Origin of the sequence: Citrobacter sp. Cpo065 (genome assembly GCF_030332805.1) — a bacterium.
In the GTDB taxonomy this organism is placed as follows: domain Bacteria; phylum Pseudomonadota; class Gammaproteobacteria; order Enterobacterales; family Enterobacteriaceae; genus Citrobacter; species Citrobacter portucalensis.
The window spans coordinates 869,819-891,440 of record NZ_JAOWHC010000034.1; the positions used below are offsets into that span (position 1 = coordinate 869,819).

Sequence of the window (21,622 nt, forward strand, 5' to 3'; positions counted from 1 at the left end):
CTCAATCACATTCAGGATACAACGGGCGCAACCTGAGGCTGCGCCAACTCTTGTTTTGCTACGGTTTGCTCTTCAAGTTTAAAAAATGCGACACAAGCAGAAAGATGATCGGCCTGCGTCGCAAGTTGTCCGGCGGCGGATGCGGCTTCTTCCACCAGACCGGCGTTTTGCTGCGTCACGGAGTCCATCTGGCTGACGGCCTGCGCCACCTGCTCAATGCCTCTGCGCTGTTCATCGGATGCCGAGGCAATCTCGCCCATGATGTCGTTAACCCGGGTCACCGAACTGACTATTTCCGTCATAGTGCGCGACGCCATATCCACCAGCTGCGAGCCCTGATGCACCCGGGTGACAGATTCCTCAATCAGTCCCTTAATTTCTTTCGCCGCCTGTGCGCTACGGCTTGCCAGATTGCGCACCTCACCAGCGACGACGGCAAAACCACGCCCTTGCTCCCCCGCCCTGGCGGCCTCTACCGCGGCATTCAACGCCAGGATATTGGTCTGGAAGGCAATGCTGTCAATCACGCCGATGATGTCGCCGATTTTCTGCGAGCTGGCAGAAATCTCATGCATAGTGCTGGCGACCCGGGACGTCTGCTCGCCACCTTTATGCGCTGTGTCTGCCGCACTTTTGGCGATTCCTGACGCCTGGCGTGCGTTATCAGCGTTCTGGCCGACGGTGGCGGTCAGTTGCTCCATGCTGGCCGCCGTTTGTGCCAGCGCGGCCGCTTGCTGTTCGGTTCGCGAAGATAAATCGTTATTGCCCATTGCAATTTCTGAAATACCGCTATGCATGGCTGAGCTGCCCTGACGAACGTCACTGACCGTTTCGCGTAACGCCTTTTGCATCTTCTGCAGGCTGGCAAAAATGGCCGAGATCTCATTGCGACCATAAACCGCTACCGGTCGTGCCAGGTTCCCCGCGGCAATACTGTCGAAATGGCTGCCAATAATCGCCAGCGGCTGAACGATCATCTTGCGCGACCAGAACAGCGCACCGCTGGTGAGCAGTGCCGCCAGTACCACCATGGTGGCGAAAATCACCCCCGACATATGGTAATTTCGCTGGCTCTGATCGCCTGCCGTTTGTAACACGCTGTCGATGTTGCTCTGCCACGCATTCACATTCGCATCAAAAGCATCCTGAGCCGCCTGCACCGGCGCGGTCAAAAAATCTGACAACTGATTGTTTTCAAGCCAGGTGGCCTGATGCGCGAGAGCGCTATGCCACTGGTTGAAATTTTTCTCAGTTGCGCCTAACAGCGCCTTGCCTTGTTCCGTCGAATCCGACGTCGCCATAAAGCGTTTAAACATCAATTCAGACTGCACCAGGCTGTCGCGCGCGAGGGTCATCAGCGTTTTGATGTCCTCTGGCGGATAGCTCAGGGCGGTCAGCGTCCCTGCCTTATTAAGGGCCGTACTGGCCTGTAATAACACAGCGCGGGTTTGGGCCAGCGCAGCGCGTTGCTGATTACTCCGTTCGACCTGATTCAGGTTCTGAAAACCGTCCCGAAATGCCCAGAAGGACAAGCCATTACTGCCAATCTGCAAAACACCGCAGAGGATTAAAATCAAAAACAGCGTGGTCGATATTCGAATACGATTAAACATCAACGCTCCCATTGGGCGGCACTGGCCGCGGTTTAACTATCAGTCAAAATGTTTCCCAATTCGTATCTTGTTCAATGCTCTGGCGCGGATAGGATGCACTCGGGGCTGCTGGTAATCGTGTATCGCGTGGTTTTGTCGAGGCCGGACGTGACGCAAGACGGAAAGTCGATACCGACTGCGTTAAGCGACTGGCCTGTTCTTCAAGAGCGGCCGCTGCGGCAGCTGACTCCTGTACCAAAGAGGCGTTCTGCTGCGTAACGCGATCCATTTCAGAGACCGCGAGCGCAACCTGATCAATCCCCCGGCTTTGCTCGTCAGATGCCGAGGCAATCTCGCCCATAATGTCGGTCACCCGCGTCACGGCATTGACGATATCGTTCATTGTTTCGCCGGCGCTTTCTACCAGTACGGAACCGGTATCAACCCGGGAAACGGAATCTTCAATCAATGCTTTGATCTCTTTCGCCGCCTGCGCACTGCGACTTGCCAGATTACGCACTTCACCCGCTACCACGGCAAAGCCGCGGCCTTGCTCACCGGCACGCGCTGCTTCAACCGCCGCGTTCAGTGCGAGAATGTTGGTCTGAAAGGCAATACCATCGATGACGCTGATGATGTCAGCGATTTTCTTCGAGCTATCGGCGATTTCGTGCATGGTGTTCACCACGCTATCAACCACTTTGCCGCCATGCTGCGCGGTATCGGACGCGCTTTTTGCCAGTTGCGAGGCCTGACGCGCGTTGTCCGCGTTTTGCTTCACAGTTGCGGTCAGCTGTTCCATGCTGGCTGCGGTCTCTTCCAGTGCAGACGCCTGCTGTTCCGTACGAGATGAAAGGTCAGTGTTTCCGCTGGCAATTTCGCTGGTACCGGAATAAATCGCATCAGAGCCTTCACGCACCAGAGTGACAGTTTCCGTCAGCGAGCGCTGCATATGATCAACCGTACTGGCCAGCTCGCCAATTTCGTTACGGCCACTAACGGCGAGAGTTGCGGTCAGGTTACCGCTGGCGATTTCCCGGATATGGGCAATGACACGGGACAGAGGATTAAGCAGGGTATGACGGATGCCATACCAGACCACCACCAGAATCAGCACCAGCACCACGGCCAGCACGCCGAGCTGCCATTGGGCGAAATGGTAATCCCGCGCGCTTTGATCAAATGCCTGGACGTAAAGCTTTTCGCTAACGCTGGCGTACTTGCCCAGCGCCTCGCCGAGCGCGTTTTGCATTCCCTGCGTAGGCTGCGCGAAGTAGGCGTCCATATTGCCGCTTTCCAGAAACTGAACCAGTTCTGCCAGGGCCGCATGGTACTGCTGATATTTTTCCTCAACGTTGCCGCTGGCTTCTGCCATTTCCGGCAACGGTGTGATGTTTTTAAATTTTGCGTAATGCGTTTCAGCCTGCGCCAGCGATGCTTTCGCATTCTTCAGCAGATCGTTTTTGGCGCTGCTTTGCTGGTTAGATGCATCCATCATCATGCGCGCAGAAGAACGGCTTAAATTGATTCGTGTCTGCAGCATCAGATCCCATGTTGAGGTGAGTTCACTTTGCTGCTGTCGAAGATCGTTAGAAATAACAAAACTTTGCTGATTCTGCTGCAATGAAGAAAACAACAGACCACCGGAAACAAGCTGTAGCAGTGCGAAAACCCCCAGCACCATCATCAGCATTGTGACAACGCGGATACGGTTAAACATAAGGCACCTTCCTGAAAACGAGTTATCAACGTTATCGGCACTCGCTGAGATAACTTTACGTTTGCGAAAAGGAAATCCTGAAGGGATGTGAAGCCTGGCGAGGGGAAGATAAAACGGGTGTGCAGCAACCACAAATCATTCACATAAAAACACCATAATTATCATGTAAATAACATTTATTTTCATCGGTGAGCACGGTCAGAATGGCCGAAATACGCATTTTTATGTGATTGAGATCACACATACGCATCGTAAATACCACAACAAAATGGATAAAAAATTAAAAAAAGTTGTATCCGTTTACGCTTTAATCCAATTTATATGATGAATACCTCGTTACCACTTAATAAGTATAAAAAATGAGTAACCGATCAATAAATGTTAAATCCTTACTGAGGGCTTTTTAGTGGCAAATGCAAACAAACTCACGTTGTTTATCGTGATCTTCATGCTGGCGGGGATCCTGTCGGGTGCGGTGATCCACTCTTATGCCTCCCCCGGCGTCGTGACCGCCTGGGCCGATAACATTACGCTTCTTACCGACATCTTTTTACGCCTGATTAAAATGGTGATCGCGCCTTTAGTATTCAGCACCCTGACCGTTGGTATTATGCGCCTGGGAGAAACGTCCACCATCGGACGCGTGGGCGGCAAAGCGATGATCTGGTTTATCAGCTCTTCTATATTGTCTATCCTGGTCGGTCTGTTTGTGGTTTCCCTTGAGCAACCCGGCAGCGGGCTGAACCTGGCGATCCCGCTGGAAACCACCGACACCGGCCTGGCAGTGGGCGGCATGAGCCTGAAAGGTTTTCTGACACATACCATTCCAACCAGCATCGCCGAAGCGATGGCTAACAATGAGATCCTGCAAATTGTGGTGTTCTCAATGTTCTTCGGTATTGGCGGCGCATCCCTTGGTGAGAAATTCAACGCCCCGCTGGTTGCGGCGCTGGATGTGGTTTCCCATATTATGCTCAAAGTGACCGGCTACGTGATGTACGTTGCGCCGCTGGCAATTTTTGCCGCCATCTCCTCTGTTATCTCTACCCAGGGTTTGGGGATTCTGCTCAACTATGCCTCGTTCATCGGCGGCTACTATGTGGCTATTTTGCTGACCTGCCTGGTTCTGCTGGCTGTGGGTTATGTGATGCTAAAAAAAGAGGTATTCCGCCTGGTGAGCATGCTGAAAGACCCGGTTCTGGTCGCCTTCACCACCAGCAGTTCCGAAGCTGCTTATCCGAAAACGCTGGAGCAATTAACTAAATTTGGCTGCTCACCCAACATCGTGTCATTCGTGCTGCCTATCGGTTATTCGTTTAACCTGGTCGGTTCCATGGTCTATTGTTCATTTGCCTCCATGTTTATCGCGCAGGCCTATAATATTCACCTCTCCTTCGCAGAAATCACCGTCCTGATGCTGACGCTGATGCTGGCGTCCAAAGGGATTGCCGGTGTGCCGCGTTCAGCACTGGTAGTGCTGGCTGCAACCATCCCGAGCTTTAACATTCCGGTCGCCGGGATCCTGTTGCTGATGGGAATTGACCACTTCCTGGATATGGGACGTTCAGCAATCAACGTATTAGGTAACGGGATTGCAACGGCGATGCTGGCGCAGGATGAAGGTTTACTGGAAGAAGAACCGGAGCTGGTTGAGCGGGAAGCGTAAGAGGGAAATCTGCCGGATGCGCTACGCTAATCCGGCCTGCAACAGCAATCATTGTAGGCCGGATGAGTTATGGCGATTATGCGACGTGGGAAGCGGCAATATCCAGCAGCGCCATTTCTTCGCTGTTCAGCAGTTTCTCAATGTTGACCAGAATCAGCATCCGGTCACCCAGCGCACCCAATCCCGTCAAATATTCCGTCGACAGCGTGACCGCAAACTCCGGTGCCGGACGGATTTGATCCGTTGTCAGCGACAGCACATCCGAGACGCCATCTACCACAATTCCAACCACCCGCTGACCCAGATTAAGCACAATCACCACGGTGTTTTCATTGTAATCCACATCGCTCTGGCTAAATTTCACGCGCAGGTCGACGATAGGCACAATCACACCACGCAGGTTTGTGACGCCTTTGATAAACGCAGGCGTGTTAGCGATGCGCGTCACCTGATCATAACCACGGATTTCCTGCACTTTCAGGATATCGATACCGTACTCTTCATCCCCCAGCGTAAACACGAGGAATTCCTGACCTGACGGTTCGCCGGCCAGTTTAGTTACATTACTCATACCGGTCATATAATTCCCTTCTCACTCAATCAGGCGGCTGTGATCGCCACACGTTGTTCGCGGTTTAACCCCTGCAATGCAGAGACATCGACAATCAGCGCGACGCTGCCGTCGCCGAGGATCGTTGCAGCAGAAATACCTGGCACTTTGCGGTAGTTGCTTTCCAGGTTTTTGACCACTACCTGGTGTTGGCCAATTAACTGATCGACCAGCAGCGCATAGCGACGCCCTGCACTTTGTAAAATGACCACAATGCCCTGAGTCGCTTCAGTTTTAGCGCCTTCAACCTCAAAGACTTTCCACAACTCAACCAGTGGTAAATATTCGCCACGCACTTCCAGAACGCGCTCTCCTCCGGCCAGCGGATGGAGATCTTCTTCGCGCGGTTGCAGCGACTCCATAACGGCATTCAGTGGCAGAATGAAGACCTCATCGGCCACACGCACGGACATCCCGTCGAGGATCGCCAGCGTCAGAGGCAGCAGAATGCGAATAGTGGTCCCCTGTCCCTGTTTAGACTGGATCTCAACATGGCCGCCCATCTCCTGGATATTTCGCTTCACCACATCCATACCCACGCCGCGTCCGGAAACATCCGTCACCTGTTCGGCAGTCGAAAAGCCTGGAGCGAAGATCAACATACCCACTTCGTCATCACTCATGTTTTCGTGGATCGGCATGCCCTGAGAGACAGCTTTAGCCAGGATACGTTCGCGGTTCAGGCCAGCGCCATCATCGGTCACTTCAATACAAATATTCCCGCCCTGATGCTCTGCGGAAAGCGTCAGATTGCCGATTGGGCTTTTGCCGGATTCAAGGCGTTTTTCCGGCAGTTCGATACCATGGTCGAGGCTGTTACGCACCAGGTGCGTCAACGGATCGATGATGCGTTCAATCAGGCTCTTATCGAGTTCGGTTGAACTACCTACCTGCGTCAGCTCGACCTGTTTACCCAGCTTACCGGCCAGATCGCGCACCAGACGAGGGAAACGGCTAAACACGTACTCCATTGGCATCATACGAATCGACATCACCGACTCTTGCAAATCTCGGGCGTTACGTTGTAACTGACCCATACTGGTGATGAGATCGCCATGATTGACAGGATCCAATTCGTTAGAGCGCTGGGCCAGCATCGACTGGGTGATCACCAACTCGCCAACCAGGTTAATAAGCTGATCAACCTTTTCAACCGCTACGCGGATACTGGTCGACTCGCTGGCGCGGGCGGGTTTTTCACGTTCCGCGCGGCTATGTGGTGCTTCACTGGCGGTAGCTTTCACCGCAGGTGCCACAGCAACCGGCTGCGGTTCAGTGACAACTGCCACCTCTTCAGCTTCAACTGCCACAGGCGCTGCGCTGACGGTTTCGAATTCAATTTGGTCAGCTTCAATCACAAAGCAAAGCACCGCGATGATGTCATCTTCTGCGAGGTTGCCATCAAGCGTTGCTGATAACGTGTCGCTTCCTTTTACCACATCGGTTAAGGTCGCCAGATTCCCCAGTTCCTCTTCCAGTAAATCCACTTCGCTGGCTTTCAGACGCGAGAGAGTAATGCGTTTTTTGCTCTCTTCACTGGCGGGTTCAGGCTTTGCAACCGCCTCTTCCTGCATCGCGGCGCTGTCAACAACGCTAAGTTTTGCTGAGTTAACAACTGCCGGTGCGGTTTCACCTTTCGCTTCGAGCGCTAACTGCCGTAACGCCTGGCAGATGTACTCAAAACTGTCGGCATCAGGCTCCACTGAGCTTTTATAGGCGTCGAGCTGTTCCTGCATAATATCTTTCGTTTCCAAAAACAGGTTGATAATGTCGGCATTGAGCTGCATCTCGCCACGCCGCGCTTCATCCAGCAGGTTTTCCATCAGATGGGTCGTTTCCTGCAAAATGGTAAAGCCGAAGGTGCCCGCCCCGCCTTTAATCGAGTGCGCTGCACGAAAAATGGCATTCAGCTGTTCGGAATCCGGGGCTTCAGGAACCAAATCAAGCAGGTGTTGCTCCATATCAGCCAACAGTTCGTCAGCTTCATCAAAAAATGTCTGATAAAAATCGCTAATATCCATGCTCACGCTATCACCTCGGATTGGCTGGTGGCGATGTGGGAACGCTTACCGGCGGGAGTTCCGCTGGCCGTTGTAAGACACTTACCGGCTCATTCTGGCTTTCAGCGTTTTCATGCAAAATGGCCTCTTCTGCCTGCTTATTGAGAACCAGCAGGCTAATACGGCGGTTGATAGCGTCTTCAGGACCGCGATCGCTCAGACGCATCGTGGCGGCCATACCTACCACACGTAATACTTTTCCATCATCCAGACCGCCGCTAACCAGCTCGCGACGCGATGCATTTGCGCGATCGGCAGACAATTCCCAGTTGCTGTACCCTTTCTCACCATTCGCGTAAGGGTAATCATCCGTGTGACCTGAAAGACTGATCCGGTTAGGGATCCCGTTGAGCACTGGAGCAATCGCGCGCAGGATATCGCGCATGTAGGGCTCAACTTCAGCGCTACCGGTCTTAAACATCGGGCGATTCTGACTGTCGATAATCTGTATCCGCAGCCCTTCCTGAACTAAATCAATCTTTAAATGCGGACGCAGCGCTCGCAGTTTGGGATCGGATTCAATCAGTTGATCGAGATCGCCGCGAAGTTTGCTCAAGCGGCTCTGTTCCATACGTTTTCTCAGGTCATCAATATTCGGCTGCTTGTTCACCTCGCCCTGCTGCTGGGTGTAATCATCCCCGCCGCCTGGAATCGGGCTTTGGCTATTCGAAATACGATTCCCCCCGGTCACTGCGGTGGCCAGCGGTGTACGGAAATATTCGGCAATCTGGATCAATTCTTTAGGGCTGGAAATAGAAATGAGCCACATCACCAGAAAGAAGGCCATCATCGCGGTCATAAAATCGGCGTAGGCGATTTTCCACGAGCCATGCGCCCCACCACCGTGATTCTTATGTTTGCGTCGCTTTACAACGATAATGGGATGGGCCTGATTTTTCATGCGTCCTCGGTCGTCTGTTGCGCAGTTGGATTTCTCACCGCACGAACATGTTCTTCCAGTTCGATAAACGAAGGACGTTCGCTGGAGTACAGTGTCTTACGACCAAATTCAACGGCAATCGGCGGCGCGTAACCATTCAGATTGGAGAGCAGCGTTATCTTCACGCACTGCATCATTTTGGTTGTTTCAGCGCTTTTCTGGCGCAGAACGCTGGCAAGCGGAGAAATAAATCCATAGGCCAGCAAAATACCGAGGAATGTTCCCACCATCGCATGCGCAATCAACGCACCCAGCTCTGCTGCCGGGCGGTCGGCAGAAGCCAGCGCATGCACAACACCCATAACGGCCGCGACGATCCCGAATGCCGGTAGCGAGTCGCCAACCATCGCCAGGCTATTCGCCGGAACTTCGGCTTCGCTCTCATGAGTCTCAATTTCTTCGTCCATCAGCGCTTCAATCTCAAACGTATTCATGTTGCCGCTGATGATCAGTCGCAGATAATCGACAATAAAATCAAGCATCACGGCATCCGCAAGAATGCGCGGATAGCTGGCGAAGATTTCACTTTCTTTTGGGTTTTCGATGTCGCGTTCAAGCGAGAACATGCCCTGTTGACGTGACTTGGCCATCAGGCGATACAAGAGCGCCAGCAGATCCATATACATCGCTTTGGTGTATTTCGAACGACGGAAAAGCAACGGGATCGCTTTCATCGTCCCTTTGATGGCTTTCCCGTTATTGCCGACGATGAATGCCCCAATACCCGCACCACCGATAATCACCAGCTCAGCCGGTTGATAGAGTGCCCCAAGGTGTCCGCCGGTCATCATGTAACCGCCGAAAACTGTACCAATAACAACCAGGTAACCTAATAAGATAAGCACGACATCATCCTTTCGCAATTGACTATGACAGGATGCGCAGTCGGGCAATTAACGTAAGGTCAGGACAAAAAAAAGCAGCGGTAATCGCTTACCGCTGCTGGAGTGTTCATCCACACCGTATCAGTTAAACAGCCTGTTCGATCTGTTCATCCAGCAGTTGTGGAATAATATCGGCAGCATTCTGGGAAAGTTTACGTCTTTTTACGGCCCGTGATGGCGGTTGGCATAAACTACAGGCAAAGCTGCCTGCGGGTTGGTGTGCGTGGGTGATAAAATTCCCACCGCAGCAATTGCATTGGGACAACTCCAGCAATCCGCTGTCGACAAATCGCACCAGCGTCCACGCGCGGGTTAACGCCAACAATGGCCCTTCTTCAGGCTGCGGACACTGCTCAAGATATAACCGATACGCCTTAATCACGGCATCCACGCCGCTACAGAGACCCGTTTTGAGCAGGAATTGCCATGCATTGCAAAACATCGACGCATGAATATTTTGTTCCCACGTCATAAACCAGTCGGTGGAAAACGGGAGCATCCCTTTTGGCGGAGGACTACCGCGTAATTCTTTGTACAGCTTGATTAATCGACCACGGCTTAATTGCGTTTCGCTTTCCAGCATTTGCAAACGGGCGCCCAATGTGATTAATTCCATTGCTAACTGGATATCACGCGCTTCCTGAACAATGCTTTTTTCGCTCATCATCAAGCCCTTTTCTTACGTGCTGCATCATCGATGTCGCTTAACAGGCGTGTTGAAAGCATGATACCAGTATGAATTTGCTGAAGATCGTCAACGCGGGAGTCTTGCGTCAGGCGAGTAACAGTCTGGTGATCGTCGAAACGGAAATGACATACCAGTTGGTTTGTTTCGGCCAGTTTGACCATTTGAGGAAGTGTTAATGTTGCCAACGTGTCCGCCATTTCCTCGCTGATACCAAGGCGAAACATCGCAGATGCTTTGTCCTGAACGATCAAACGCTGTGCAAGCAATAAATATGACAAATTGATGTCATAGATGTGTTTCAGCAACTCGGATGTATGCATTATTTGCATCCATAATAACCAACATTGTTTTCATGCGGTAAAACCGCACCCCGTGATGTCGCCGGGAAGGCCCGGTAAAAAAAAGCAAAAGGTCAAATACATAGCAGCGTGACGACACTTACGCGTTGTCTAAACATTCCCTTTTAAGAAGGCAGCGTCCCTTACAAGCTCACATCAATTCTTACAAATGTCTAAGATTTTTCCTAATTCGACGCAACTCTACCCGCCGTCAGTTACACATACAACGGAGGTATGCTGCGAATTTAAAGAATATGTGATCAAGATCACATAAACCAGCCAAACACTTAACATAAATCCATCAGCGTAGCTTTTACTTTGCTTATTTTTTAATCCGCCATCATCCATTTCAATTCCTGATGTACGAATATTCTTGCAATAAAAGCGAATAGTATTTTGTTCACATCCGTTAATATCACGCCGTGAAATAGCGAGCTGGATCACATATTTAACTCAAAAATATTTTTTAATTAAATTCTTTAGAAACAATAAGTTAAATATTTAGAGTGATTAATTAATACCGCGATGTGACGACCTTGCAAATGTTAATATATGTTTAATTTTTATTAACACATTGTTTTCATTAGCGGTGGGTTTCACTTAAGTAACCTGAACATATCTGCAACTAATATGAATCGATTATTCTATTTATAAGAATAATTAATGAATAATCATGATGACATTCACACTATCGAGGCGGGAAACGTTGCAGTATGGGGTAAGCTGAGTAAAGCTGAAAAGCCCTCTCATAATTCTTGAAAAAAAGGAGCGAGTTATGAGCTATTCGCACATTCTTGTTGCTGTTGCCGCCACCCCTGAAAGTCAGCAGTTGTTAGACAAGGCGGTTTCTATCGCTCGCCCTGTCAACGCCCGAATTAGCCTGATTACACTGGTCTCAGACCCCGAACTGTATAACCAGTTTGCTGCCCCCATGCTGGAAGACCTGCGTGAAGTGATGCAAGAAGAGACTCAGGATTTTATCGACAAACTTAGCAAAGAAGCAGAATACCCCATTGAACATACCTTTATTACCTATGGGGCTCTGAATGAACATATCCTGGATGTATGCCGCAAACACGCCGTTGATCTGGTCATTTACGGCAACCATAACCACAGTTTTTTTTCGCGCGCTTCCTGTTCAGCGAAAAGCGTGATTCATACCAGCCAGGTGGACGTTCTTCTGGTTCCGCTAGCTGGAGATTAATCCACAGTGCCACGACTTCATGCGAGTTTAGAACAGGAAGAGATATTGTCTGGCAGTTGGCATTGACTCCGACGCGGCGTGACCGTTTTAAGATCGCAAATGAACGTCGCCTGCCAGTTGTCGATATCGTTTTTAACGATAGTCTCAAGCATTTCAGCGTGGCGCGAGATACGTTCGGTAAGTGGCATCGTCAGCGCCTGGTTTAATGCGCCTGCCACTTCATCCCGGTCATAAGGATTAACAATAAGGGCGGAGGTTAGCTCGTTCGCCGCCCCGGCAAATTGCGATAAAACCAGCACGCCAGGGTTAGCAGGATCCTGTGCGGCCACAAACTCTTTCGCCACCAGGTTCATACCATCGCGCAACGGGGTCACCAACCCTACATCAGAGTAGCGGAAGATCTTCATCAGCAATTTACGATCAAAATACTGGTTCAGATAGTAAAGCGGCGTCCAGCCCAGTTGCCCATATTTGCCGTTGATTCGCCCTGCCTCTGTTTCCAGTTGGTGGCGAATATCCTGATAGGCCTGCACCTCTTCACGCGAGGTCGGTGCTATCTGCGTATAGCGAATTTTACCGTGGTGCTGCGGATAATGTTCCAGTAAGGCCTCATAGGCCTGAAAGCGCTCCGGCAAGCCTTTGGAGTAATCCAGACGCTCCACGGAGAAAATATTCTGCACATTTTTAAGCTCCGCTTTTAGCTGTGCCAATTTTGGTGGCAGCGGACCGGACGCCTGTCGAGCAATCTCATCCGGTTCAATACCGATGGGATAAACCTGAGTGCGAAACGCTTTTCCCCATACCAGGTGCTGCTTATCTTTATGCGTGGACACCCGAGTCTGGGCTGCGAGACAGTCCAGAAAAGCCTGGCGATCGTTTTCGGTCTGGAAACCAAGCAAATCAAAATCACACATTTGCTCAAGCAGCGCCAGATGTGGCGGGAGCGCATTAAAAATTTCCGGCGTCGGAAAAGGAATATGCAGGAAAAAACCGATGCGATTGCGCACGCCGCGCTTACGTAGCTCGCAGGCAAACGGCAACAGATGGTAATCATGAACCCAAATAATGTCGTCATCGCCAAGCAACGGCAGAAGTTTATCTACCAGTAAGGCATTAACCCGTTGGTAACCTTCCCAGGCAGAGCGCTGAAACTGAACTAAATCCAATCGATAGTGAAACGCGGGCCATAAAACCGCATTTGAAAACTGGCAGTAATACTCTTCGTAATCTTGCTCACTCAAATTAAACGAGGCCCAGGTGATATTGCCACGGGTGACCTTTTTTAAAGGTTTATCCTCATTACCTGTATCACCACTCCAGCCAAACCATAAACCACCAGCAGCTTTTAACGCGCCCAGTACACCGACCGCGAGCCCACCCGCGCTCCCTTTGTCATCTGGTGAGGCGATACGATTAGATACTACGACTAAACGACTCATAGCCACCTCTTCTGTTATTCGTTGCTTTCGGTTCTTGCTGCGAAGAGTTATTTTTCTCCAGCCAGTGCCAGACATCCCTGACACCATCCAGACGCCATGTTGCCTGCGTCGGCCCGCTCCCTACCTTTACAGAAATACCGCCAGCGCGGTTAACTACAGCAAATCCTGTTTCATCTGTCAGATCATCACCGAAAAACACAGGGATCCGGCCAGCAAAAGGCGCTTCCTGCATAAATGCAGCTATCGCGTCGCCTTTATTACTGCCCTTAGGCTTTATTTCCACGACACATTTTCCGTGCTGCAGAGCAAGCTGCGGCCATCTGCGCGTGATGCGCTCAGCCAGGGTAACCAGCGCCGCTTCGTGTTCGGGTGCCTGGCGATAATGCAACGCGAAGGCCATGCCTTTGGTTTCAAGTGTTGCCCCCGGTAACGTCACCAACGCTGCGTGTAATAACGCCCCGGCTTCACGTTCGATACCTTCAGGCAGGTTTACTATGTGCGTTTGACCATTGATGTCACGGCGTTCTGCCCCATGTACTCCGGCAAGCGGAAAACGAAACGGAGTAGTGAGTGCGTCAAGCTCAACCATTGAGCGCCCTGAAATCAATGCCAGCGCATCCGCATTCTGCGTCGCTAACTGATGTAGACATTGCAGGATTGTCTTAGGGACAACGACCTGGTCGGGAAAAGGTTTAATCTCAGCAAGTGTCCCATCGAGATCAAAAAAGTAAGCACAGTTTGCAGATTGTTCAGGGGGTAAAGTCAGTGATGCTGTCACCCGGTTATCCTCCTCATCATGGTCAGAACGCCACGCGGATCGCGGCGTATAGATGATGTATGACGGATATAAGTATAGACAGTGTGACCATGCTCGCCATTTGAAAAAACAATCGCCAGCCGGGTAGCGGCTGGCGACGGGCAGAAGCTAGACTAAAAAGTTGGGGTTTAAATCATCAAACGGTACGCTTCGCTTTTTGCTTATAACGGTCGAAGATCACCGCCGCCAGCAGGATGAGGCCACGTACCACATACTGCGCGAACGGAGAGATATTCAGCAGGTTCATCGCATTCTCAACCGTCCCCAGGATCAACACCCCGGCCACCACATATGAGATTTTTCCGATGCCGCCTTTAAGCGAAACGCCCCCTAACACGCAGGCTGAAATCACGATCAACTCATAACCGATTGAGGTCATTGGCTGGCCGCTGGTCATACGCGATGCGAGGATAATCCCGGCAATGGCGGATACCAGACCGGAAAGAATAAAGATAATAATCTTGGTGCGAACAACCGGAACCCCAGCCAGGCGCGCAGCCTCTTCATTGCCCCCAATGGCCAGCGTATTACGCCCAAACGTGGTTTTGTTCAGCAGTAAGCCAAAGACAATAAAACAAACGACCGTGATCCAAATAGGCGCCGGCAGACCAAACCAGTTAGCATAGCCGAGTGTGAAGAAACGCTCGTCTTCAATCCCGACTGCCTTACCGTCGGAGATAATATAGGCCAGACCACGTACAATCTGCATTGTCGCAAGAGTAGTGATCAGGGCGTTAATTTTTAACCGCGCAATCACGAACCCATTCACCAGACCACACAGAATACCGAGCAGCAGCCCGGCAGCCACACCAATCCACAGACTTTCGGTCATGTTAATGACTACGGCAGTGGTAACACCAGCACAGGCAATTACAGACGCGACAGACAGGTCGAAATCACCGGATGCCAGACAAAACAGCATCCCGCAGGCAACCATACCCGACATCGATACCGCCAGCCCTAACCCCTTCATGTTGATGAAAGTCGCAAAGTTTGGCACAAAGAGGGAACAAACCAGGAACAGCACGGCGAACACCACCAGCATGCCGTATTGGTCCCAAATGCGGCCCAGATTTAGCGCCGACTTCGTTGCGCCAGAACCCGATGTAGAAACGGAAGACATCATACTCTCCTTATTCAGGCTACAGCCTGGCTGACTTTAGGCATAGCAAGGCTCAACGCCTGGCGCTCATCCGCCTGTTCATGAAGTAACTCACCGGCAATTTCACCTTCTCTCATCACCACAATACGGTCGGCGACACCGAGTACTTCTGGCAGGTCACTGGAAGCAAACAATACGGCCACACCGCGCGCTGCGAGGGCATAAATCACGTTGTAAATTTCATGCTTGGCGCCCACATCAATGCCGCGTGTCGGCTCATCCAACAAAATAACTTTCATCTCTTCCGACAACCAACGACCAAGGATAGCCTTCTGTTGATTACCGCCGGAGAGGTTCATGATCAGTTGCTCTGCACCCGGCGTTTTGATGTTGAGTGAACGAATATGGTGATCGGCATTGGTCTCTTCCCAGCCGTTGTTGATCACGCATCCCCCCAGAACATGCTTACGCCGTGCACTAATGTTGATGTTGTTGCGCACTGAATGGACCGGAATGATCCCTTCAGCTTTGCGATCCTCCGGGCACAGCATCATCCCCGCTTCAATGGCATGGCTTGGTTTACGGATATCGATAGGCTGTTCATCAATAAATACCTGGCCCGCCGTGATACGCGTACCGCCGAACAGCCCTTTCATTAATTCGCTACGTCCGGCCCCCACCAGGCCAAACAACCCGACAATTTCACCGCTTCGCACGGATAAGCTGATTGGCGTACGCACGCCTGGAGCTTTGACTTCATGCAGCCGCAGACGCTCTGTGCCATACGGTCTGGATTTCCAGCCATAGATATCCCCGAGGTCGCGCCCGACCATCGCCTGCACCAGCGCATCGTGATCGACCTGCTGCATGTCCGTGAACGTTTTGACGTAATGACCATCTTTAAACACGGTGATGGCATCGCTGAGAGCAAAAATCTCCTCCATACGGTGTGAAACGTACAGAATGATGCGTCCTTCGTTGCGCAGCTCACGGATGACGCGAAACAGATTCTCAATCTCGCGAGCCGACAGGGAGCTGGTTGGTTCATCAAAGGCGATAATTTTGGCGTTTCGCGCCAGCGCTTTTGCAATCTCCACCATCTGCCACTGGCCAATGGAGAGGTATTTCAGTGGGGTATCGGGATCGATATCCATCCCCAGATGCTTCAGCTGGATTCCTGCTTCATAGTTCAGCAGCGAGCGGTTCACAATCCCGCCTTTGTGCGGTAACTGCCCTAAGTAAATATTCTCGGCAACGGTCATTTCCGGGACGAGATGCAGTTCCTGATAAATAATGGCGACACCGGCGTTGAGTGCGGCAGTGGTATCCGCGAACGAAACTTCCTGTCCGCGGATCGTCAGAGATCCCGTTGTTGGCGCATAGTTACCGCTGAGAATTTTTAAGAGTGTTGATTTCCCGGCGCCATTTTCGCCCATCAGCGCATGCACCTGTCCGGCATAGCAGTCGAAACTGATATCCGTCAGCGCCTTAACGCCCGGGAACGTTTTGCCAATGCCGCGAAATGAAAGATACGGGGTAGACTGTTGCATAACGTCTCCGTGAGTCAGGATTTTACCGGCCTGGAAAACCGCCGGACGTAGGCCCGGTAAGCACAGCGCCACCGGGCATTGCGCCGGATGGCGGCTTCGCCTTATCCGGCCTACAACATCGCAGCATTTCTGTTACTTACCGCCTAAGCCTTTCTTCGCCAGCTCTTCTTTGAAGTTATCGCGGGTAATCAGCACCACATCTGTCACTTCAGTGAATGCCGGTGGCTCTGCACCTTTCGTTACCCAGTTGTAGAGCATTTCACTGGATTTGTAGCCGTGAACGTCCGGGCTTGGCAGCAGTGAACCGTAGAACCCGGTCGCTTCGCCTTTGGACAGTTCGCTCACCGCGTCAACGCCGTTGATTCCGATACCAATCACGTTTGGTGCTTTGAAGCCCTGCCCCTCGGTCGCACGTACGCCACCCAGCACGGTGTTGTCGTTCATGCCGACAATCAGCCAGTTTTTGACTTCAGGATGCTGAACCAGCATGGAGTTGGCGGCGTCAAATGCGCCGGGGATGTCATTCGATTTTGTTGGGACCTGGTAAATCTGTTTTTCCGGGAAGCCTGCGGCTTTAAGCGCTTCCATTGAACCAGAAGTACGACGACGTGCGGTATCCAGTTCGTTGGCGGTAATGGCCATTACGGCGGTGGATTTCACATCCCAACCGCGTTTTTGCATCTCTTTGTACAGCTCCTGGCCCTGGCGTTCACCAATTTTGGTTGCCGCCATCATCACCAGCGGCACGGTATCCATCGGCTTACCTTTGGCGTTGGCAAACTGGTCGTCGACGGCAATGACTTTCATATCGTAGCCACGTGCCTTAGCCATAATGGCTGGCCCCAGTTTTGGATCTGGCGTGCAAATCACAAACCCTTTTGCTCCACTTGCAGCCAGGCTGTCGATGGCGTTAAGGGTTTTCTCACCATCCGGAACGGCAATTTTAATCACCTCAAAACCAAGGTCTTTACCGGCTTTATCGGCAAATTTCCATTCAGTCTGGAACCACGGTTCTTCCGGCTGTTTGACCAGGAAACCGAGCTTCATGGATTCAGCGATAGCGGATTGTGACATAATGGCCGCCAGACCGATGGCAGCCAGCGCTTTAGTGAATTTGTGCATGGTTAACTCCAGCTTTAACGTTCTTTTATGTAGGGTAAAATCAGACGATTTTTTGTAATTCGGACGTAAAACAAGGCATTACCTTTTATTGATAAGATCAATGCCAGTGCTGAGAGTATTTTTAGCGGGAAATTGATTCTCCATAAGAGAGCGGCATCACACCACAGAATTACAGTAATTGCGTACATAAATTCAGCGGGAAATGACATAAAAAAACGCGGTTTTGTCGACGGGAAAAAAGAGGGGTAGCAGATTAGTCCATAACATCAGCCAACGAATCCTTGTTCCCGAATACCGAAGCATTCGGGAGCACAATGATTACCATCTGTAATAAATGTGGTCAGCGTGATCGCGAACCGGAATGTCATCTTCCAGCAGACGCGCTGAAAGCGTGAAAGCAAAATCGAAAATATGCCCTAATCCTTTGCCGCTAATAAGGTTGCCATCTTCAACAACCGGCGCATCAATATATTCTCCATCCGCGACGTTTTGCCACAGATCTCCCGAACACACATAGCGACGCCCCTTCAGCAGGCCGTTGCCACCCAGCACGCGCGCCGCCGCAGAACACACCGGGCAAATGAGTTTTCCTGCCTCGTCATGGCGAGCGATAAACTGGATGACAGCCTCACTGGCGGCAAGGTTAACGCTGCCCTGCGGCCCGCCGGGTAACACAACGGCATCATAAAGATCCGTCTGACGCGCAGCCAGCGTGCTGTCCGTCACCATCGGCACGTCATGGTAGCTCACCACCGCACGGGACTCGGCGCAGGCCAGTGTTTCAACTTCGATCTGCAGGCGGCGCAGAATATCAATGGTAACAATGGCTTCCGCCTCTTCAAAACCAGGTGCCAGTAGCACGGCAACCTTTTTCATACACACTCCTCGATTTTTCCAAATACACCAAACAATAAATGTCGAATCATTCAGGCGCTTAACTTTATTAATTTCCACAAAACTGATCTGGCGCAAAAAAAATTAGCCAGCAGATAGCGTTCACAGACGCGGGTCAATGGTGAAATTTCTTCATCCGAAGACCAGATAATCATCTGGCGACAGACAATACCTGATTGTGAAATTCCATTTCGTGATATGAAACATCATTTCATTATCAACATCTAACTTTAATGCTATAAATATCAATCTGTTATATTCACAGCATTTATATGCACAAGTGGAAAAATCACTAATATTGCTATGACAATATGTAAAAAATCATAAATACGCAGATTTAAGGATTTTCTTATGTCGGGACTGGAGTTATGCTGAATCTCGATCGGGAGCGAATATAATTCGTGATCACTAAAGGACCGGCGGAACGGATTTATTCTGCTAACAGTTTTAATTGTACGTAGTGGTGAGGTGTAGCGGCAGCCCGTTGCACTGACGTTAGTAACGTACATCCCCCTTTCTGGAAATAAGGATATTGATATGGCTGCAGTTGGAATTGTTCATAAACTTAACACGCAAATGAACCTCGAGTTCTACGCATCGAATCTTTACCTGCATCTCAGTGAATGGTGCTACGAGCACAGCCTGACTGGCACCGCAACCTTTCTACGCACCCAGGCGCAAGGTAACGTGACTCAAATGATGCGTATGTTTAATTTTATGAAAAGTGCCGGGGCTAACCCTATCGTCAAGGCTATCGATGTTCCGGGTGATGAACTAACTTCCCTTGAAGAACTGTTTCAGAAAACGCTGGATGAATACCAACAGCGTTACAGCAAGCTATCACGCTTAACCAATGAAGCAGAAGCCTTGAATGATGCAACAACCATTGATTTTCTTCACGATCTGGAAAAAGAGCAGCAGCAGGATGGCGTGCTGTTACAGACGATTCTTGATGAAGTCCGCAGCGCTAAACGTGCGGGACTGTGCATGGCGCAAACCGATAAGCACCTGCTGAACGTCGTGAACTATCAACATCACTAATCTTCAATTTTCATCGTGTTAATGCCGGATAACGATGCGACGCACCTTATCCGGCTGGTGCTTAATTTTCTCTACGCTCACGCCTCTCATTCTGCGAGGCGCAAAAAAACCTTTCTAAAACCTGAAACAACGGTTTATTTTAGTGAGATTCATTCTGCGGCGTGAATTTCATCTCGATCAAGGCAACCGCTTTTTGTATTGCGCGCATAGTGACCGGATCGGCACCTGCAGGATGGCTGGAAAAGTCGATGCTTTTCAGCTGGCTGGACATTTTCTCCCGAACTTCTACTGGGGCAATAACATCAAGAACATCCAGAATCTGCTTGATAACCAGCTGACAGGCAACAACGTCCGAGAGCAGTTCCTGATCGGCATTCAGTGTTTGGGACATAGTGAGCTCCTTATAGAAAGGTCGTCATAGTACCCATTCAACGAACGAAACGATAGCCGCGCATGCCTTCCGAATGCGCTGAAAATAAAAATAGTTCCAGTCAGTTTCTTTTGAGATGGCAAGCACAACATGAGTGAACATTTAGCGGTTGAGAACAAACGCGGTCTATCCCCGGCTGCATTACTTGTTGCCGGGGCTTTCTTTATGGAGTTTATTGACGGCACGGTGATTGCCACCGCACTGCCCGACATGGCGAAAAGTTTTGGCGTGCAGGCAGTTGACCTGAACATAGGTATCAGTGCCTATCTGATCACCCTCGCGGTACTGATCCCCGCCAGCGGCTGGATTGCGGATCGCTTCGGCGCCAGAAAGGTGTTTACCCTTGCACTGGCGATATTTACTCTCGCCTCGGTTTTATGCGGTTTGTCCGAAAGCCTTGAGAGCTTTGTCGCCATGCGAATCTTACAGGGTGTAGGTGGTGCGCTAATGGTTCCGGTTGGCCGACTCGCGGTATTACGAACCACGCCTAAACATCAGTTGATCACCGCTATTGCGACCCTGACCTGGCCCGCTTTAGTCGCGCCCATCATTGGCCCTCCCCTTGGCGGATTCATTACCAGCTATGCCAACTGGCGCTGGATCTTCTTCATTAATGTACCGCTCGGAATACTGGCGATTGCGCTGGCGCTACGTTTTATCCCGGATATTCATGACGACGAGCGCCGCCCATTTGATATAACGGGATTTATCGCAACCTCTGTTGCGATGGTGAGCCTGGTGTATGCCATGGAGTTACTGGGAACCCAACAGCCTCAGGGCTGGCTGACCGCCGGACTTTTGGCGCTAGGAACAGTGACCTTTCTGTTTGCCCTGCATCATTTTCGTCGCACCGCCTGGCCAATGATTCGCCTTGATGCCATGAACGTCCCTACTTTTCGCGTCACCATGTATGGCGGATCGCTGTTTCGTGCCTCTATCAGCGCCGTGCCGTTTCTGCTGCCGTTAATGTTTCAGGTAGGTTTTGGCATGAACGCTTTTCACGCGGGTTCGCTGGTGCTGGCGGTATTTGTCGGCAATCTGACGATTAAACCTGCCACCACACCGTTGATACGCTGGCTGGGCTTTAAGAAACTGCTGTTGATTAACGGTGCGCTTAACGTTCTGGCGTTGCTGGCCTGTGCATTAATTACGCCGCAGACCCCCGTGTGGGTTATTTTGCTGGTGTTGTATCTGGGCGGTGTGTTCCGCTCAATTCAGTTTACCGGCGTCAGCACGCTTGCCTTCGCGGACGTCCCCGCGGCACAAATGAGCTACGCTAATACGCTGTTCAGTACGGCGACACAATTAGCGGTGGGATTGGGCATTTCTTTAGCCGCTATTGGCATCCGCATTGGCGATGTGGTCAGTGAAAGGCTGGCATTGGGCAATATTCCGGGGATCAGTTTCCGGCTGGCCTTTGTCGCTATTGCCATTATTTGTCTGGTAGGTATGGTGGATACGCTGCGGCTCACCCGTGATGCAGGAAGCGCAGTATCGAACAGGAACAGGTAGCCCGGAGGGTGAA

General features: G+C 51.0%; 19 protein-coding genes. 4 read left to right on the forward strand and 15 right to left on the reverse strand.

Annotated elements, in window-relative coordinates; translation table 11 throughout:
* Positions 1–11: 11 nt before the first annotated feature.
* Together tap and tar are read right to left on the reverse strand one after the other, a co-directional pair.
* On the reverse strand, positions 12–1,613 hold the full coding sequence (tap, locus tag OGY68_RS20390; RefSeq protein ID WP_057095082.1) for a methyl-accepting chemotaxis protein IV: 1,602 nt from the start codon (positions 1,611–1,613) through the stop codon (positions 12–14).
* A gap of 43 nt (positions 1,614–1,656) precedes the next feature.
* A complete protein-coding gene (gene tar / locus OGY68_RS20395; RefSeq protein WP_003833879.1) occupies positions 1,657–3,312 on the reverse strand; it encodes a methyl-accepting chemotaxis protein II in 1,656 nt (551 codons plus the stop codon).
* A 406-nt stretch (positions 3,313–3,718) separates the two neighbouring features.
* Here tar and OGY68_RS20400 point away from each other — a divergent pair, with 406 nt between their 5' ends.
* A complete protein-coding gene (locus OGY68_RS20400) occupies positions 3,719–4,978 on the forward strand; it encodes a dicarboxylate/amino acid:cation symporter (RefSeq protein WP_057068900.1) in 1,260 nt (419 codons plus the stop codon).
* Positions 4,979–5,054: 76 nt separating this feature from the next.
* On the opposite strand, the gene cheW is transcribed toward OGY68_RS20400, so the two are convergent.
* The 6 genes from cheW to flhD form a co-directional block, all read right to left on the reverse strand.
* The gene (gene cheW, locus OGY68_RS20405; protein WP_003034638.1) at positions 5,055–5,558 is read right to left on the reverse strand and encodes a chemotaxis protein CheW; all 504 of its coding nucleotides are present in this window, start codon (positions 5,556–5,558) and stop codon (positions 5,055–5,057) included.
* 20 nt (positions 5,559–5,578) lie between these two features.
* Positions 5,579–7,615, reverse strand: coding sequence for a chemotaxis protein CheA (gene cheA / locus OGY68_RS20410; RefSeq protein ID WP_057068897.1), 2,037 nt, complete (start codon positions 7,613–7,615; stop codon positions 5,579–5,581).
* A 4-nt stretch (positions 7,616–7,619) separates the two neighbouring features.
* Positions 7,620–8,549 carry a flagellar motor protein MotB gene (gene motB, locus OGY68_RS20415; protein ID WP_003034631.1) on the reverse strand — a complete coding sequence of 310 codons (930 nt, stop codon included), beginning with the start codon at positions 8,547–8,549 and terminating at the stop codon, positions 7,620–7,622.
* Positions 8,546–9,433 carry a flagellar motor stator protein MotA gene (gene motA, locus OGY68_RS20420; RefSeq protein ID WP_003034628.1) on the reverse strand — a complete coding sequence of 296 codons (888 nt, stop codon included), beginning with the start codon at positions 9,431–9,433 and terminating at the stop codon, positions 8,546–8,548. Before motA ends, motB begins: the two co-directional genes overlap by 4 nt.
* A 124-nt stretch (positions 9,434–9,557) precedes the next feature.
* On the reverse strand, positions 9,558–10,142 hold the full coding sequence (gene flhC, locus OGY68_RS20425; protein WP_008785071.1) for a flagellar transcriptional regulator FlhC: 585 nt from the start codon (positions 10,140–10,142) through the stop codon (positions 9,558–9,560).
* Positions 10,139–10,480 carry a flagellar transcriptional regulator FlhD gene (gene flhD / locus OGY68_RS20430; protein WP_003034622.1) on the reverse strand — a complete coding sequence of 114 codons (342 nt, stop codon included), beginning with the start codon at positions 10,478–10,480 and terminating at the stop codon, positions 10,139–10,141. Before flhD ends, flhC begins: the two co-directional genes overlap by 4 nt.
* A 793-nt stretch (positions 10,481–11,273) precedes the next feature.
* Here flhD and uspC point away from each other — a divergent pair.
* Complete coding sequence (uspC, locus tag OGY68_RS20435) at positions 11,274–11,702, forward strand: universal stress protein UspC (RefSeq protein ID WP_008785072.1); 429 nt, start codon at positions 11,274–11,276, stop codon at positions 11,700–11,702.
* Positions 11,703–11,719: 17 nt separating this feature from the next.
* Here the strand turns inward: uspC and otsA are convergent, their stop codons facing one another.
* The 6 genes from otsA to OGY68_RS20465 form a co-directional block, all read right to left on the reverse strand.
* Positions 11,720–13,141: an alpha,alpha-trehalose-phosphate synthase gene (gene otsA / locus OGY68_RS20440; protein WP_057068896.1), complete on the reverse strand. Its 1,422-nt coding sequence runs from the start codon at positions 13,139–13,141 to the stop codon at positions 11,720–11,722.
* Entirely contained in the window at positions 13,116–13,919 is an 804-nt protein-coding gene (otsB, locus tag OGY68_RS20445; protein ID WP_057068893.1) for a trehalose-phosphatase, read from the reverse strand. The genes otsA and otsB overlap by 26 nt, the downstream gene beginning before the upstream one ends.
* Positions 13,920–14,094: 175 nt before the next feature.
* The gene (gene araH, locus OGY68_RS20450; protein WP_008785075.1) at positions 14,095–15,081 is read right to left on the reverse strand and encodes an L-arabinose ABC transporter permease AraH; all 987 of its coding nucleotides are present in this window, start codon (positions 15,079–15,081) and stop codon (positions 14,095–14,097) included.
* Positions 15,082–15,095: 14 nt separating this feature from the next.
* The gene (gene araG, locus OGY68_RS20455) at positions 15,096–16,610 is read right to left on the reverse strand and encodes an arabinose ABC transporter ATP-binding protein AraG (RefSeq protein WP_003839135.1); all 1,515 of its coding nucleotides are present in this window, start codon (positions 16,608–16,610) and stop codon (positions 15,096–15,098) included.
* A 132-nt stretch (positions 16,611–16,742) separates the two neighbouring features.
* Positions 16,743–17,732, reverse strand: coding sequence for an arabinose ABC transporter substrate-binding protein (locus tag OGY68_RS20460; protein WP_003833897.1), 990 nt, complete (start codon positions 17,730–17,732; stop codon positions 16,743–16,745).
* Positions 17,733–18,050: 318 nt separating this feature from the next.
* Positions 18,051–18,608 (reverse strand): DJ-1/PfpI family protein, encoded by a 558-nt coding sequence (locus OGY68_RS20465; protein ID WP_048235190.1) that lies wholly within the window; start codon positions 18,606–18,608, stop codon positions 18,051–18,053.
* Between the two features lie 555 nt (positions 18,609–19,163).
* Here OGY68_RS20465 and OGY68_RS20470 point away from each other — a divergent pair.
* Positions 19,164–19,667: a non-heme ferritin-like protein gene (locus tag OGY68_RS20470; RefSeq protein WP_003034597.1), complete on the forward strand. Its 504-nt coding sequence runs from the start codon at positions 19,164–19,166 to the stop codon at positions 19,665–19,667.
* A 139-nt stretch (positions 19,668–19,806) separates the two neighbouring features.
* Here OGY68_RS20470 and OGY68_RS20475 read toward each other — a convergent pair whose 3' ends face one another.
* Positions 19,807–20,058 carry a DUF2766 family protein gene (locus OGY68_RS20475; RefSeq protein WP_275383222.1) on the reverse strand — a complete coding sequence of 84 codons (252 nt, stop codon included), beginning with the start codon at positions 20,056–20,058 and terminating at the stop codon, positions 19,807–19,809.
* 129 nt (positions 20,059–20,187) lie between these two features.
* On the opposite strand from OGY68_RS20475, the gene OGY68_RS20480 reads away from it, so the two are divergent.
* Complete coding sequence (locus tag OGY68_RS20480) at positions 20,188–21,609, forward strand: MFS transporter (RefSeq protein ID WP_057068890.1); 1,422 nt, start codon at positions 20,188–20,190, stop codon at positions 21,607–21,609.
* Positions 21,610–21,622 lie beyond the last annotated feature (13 nt).

Bases quoted from the DNA above. Each gene is read 5' to 3' on its own strand.
- tap (WP_057095082.1), bottom strand. From the start codon at position 1,613: ATGTTTAATCGTATTCGAATATCGACCACGCTGTTTTTGATTTTAATC.
- tar (WP_003833879.1), bottom strand. From the start codon at position 3,312: ATGTTTAACCGTATCCGCGTTGTCACAATGCTGATGATGGTGCTGGGG.
- cheW (WP_003034638.1), bottom strand. From the start codon at position 5,558: ATGACCGGTATGAGTAATGTAACTAAACTGGCCGGCGAACCGTCAGGT.
- motB (WP_003034631.1), bottom strand. From the start codon at position 8,549: ATGAAAAATCAGGCCCATCCCATTATCGTTGTAAAGCGACGCAAACAT.
- flhD (WP_003034622.1), bottom strand. From the start codon at position 10,480: ATGCATACATCCGAGTTGCTGAAACACATCTATGACATCAATTTGTCA.
- uspC (WP_008785072.1), top strand. From the start codon at position 11,274: ATGAGCTATTCGCACATTCTTGTTGCTGTTGCCGCCACCCCTGAAAGT.
- otsA (WP_057068896.1), bottom strand. From the start codon at position 13,141: ATGAGTCGTTTAGTCGTAGTATCTAATCGTATCGCCTCACCAGATGAC.
- araH (WP_008785075.1), bottom strand. From the start codon at position 15,081: ATGTCTTCCGTTTCTACATCGGGTTCTGGCGCAACGAAGTCGGCGCTA.
- araG (WP_003839135.1), bottom strand. From the start codon at position 16,610: ATGCAACAGTCTACCCCGTATCTTTCATTTCGCGGCATTGGCAAAACG.
- OGY68_RS20460 (WP_003833897.1), bottom strand. From the start codon at position 17,732: ATGCACAAATTCACTAAAGCGCTGGCTGCCATCGGTCTGGCGGCCATT.
- OGY68_RS20465 (WP_048235190.1), bottom strand. From the start codon at position 18,608: ATGAAAAAGGTTGCCGTGCTACTGGCACCTGGTTTTGAAGAGGCGGAA.
- OGY68_RS20470 (WP_003034597.1), top strand. From the start codon at position 19,164: ATGGCTGCAGTTGGAATTGTTCATAAACTTAACACGCAAATGAACCTC.
- OGY68_RS20475 (WP_275383222.1), bottom strand. From the start codon at position 20,058: ATGTCCCAAACACTGAATGCCGATCAGGAACTGCTCTCGGACGTTGTT.
- OGY68_RS20480 (WP_057068890.1), top strand. From the start codon at position 20,188: ATGAGTGAACATTTAGCGGTTGAGAACAAACGCGGTCTATCCCCGGCT.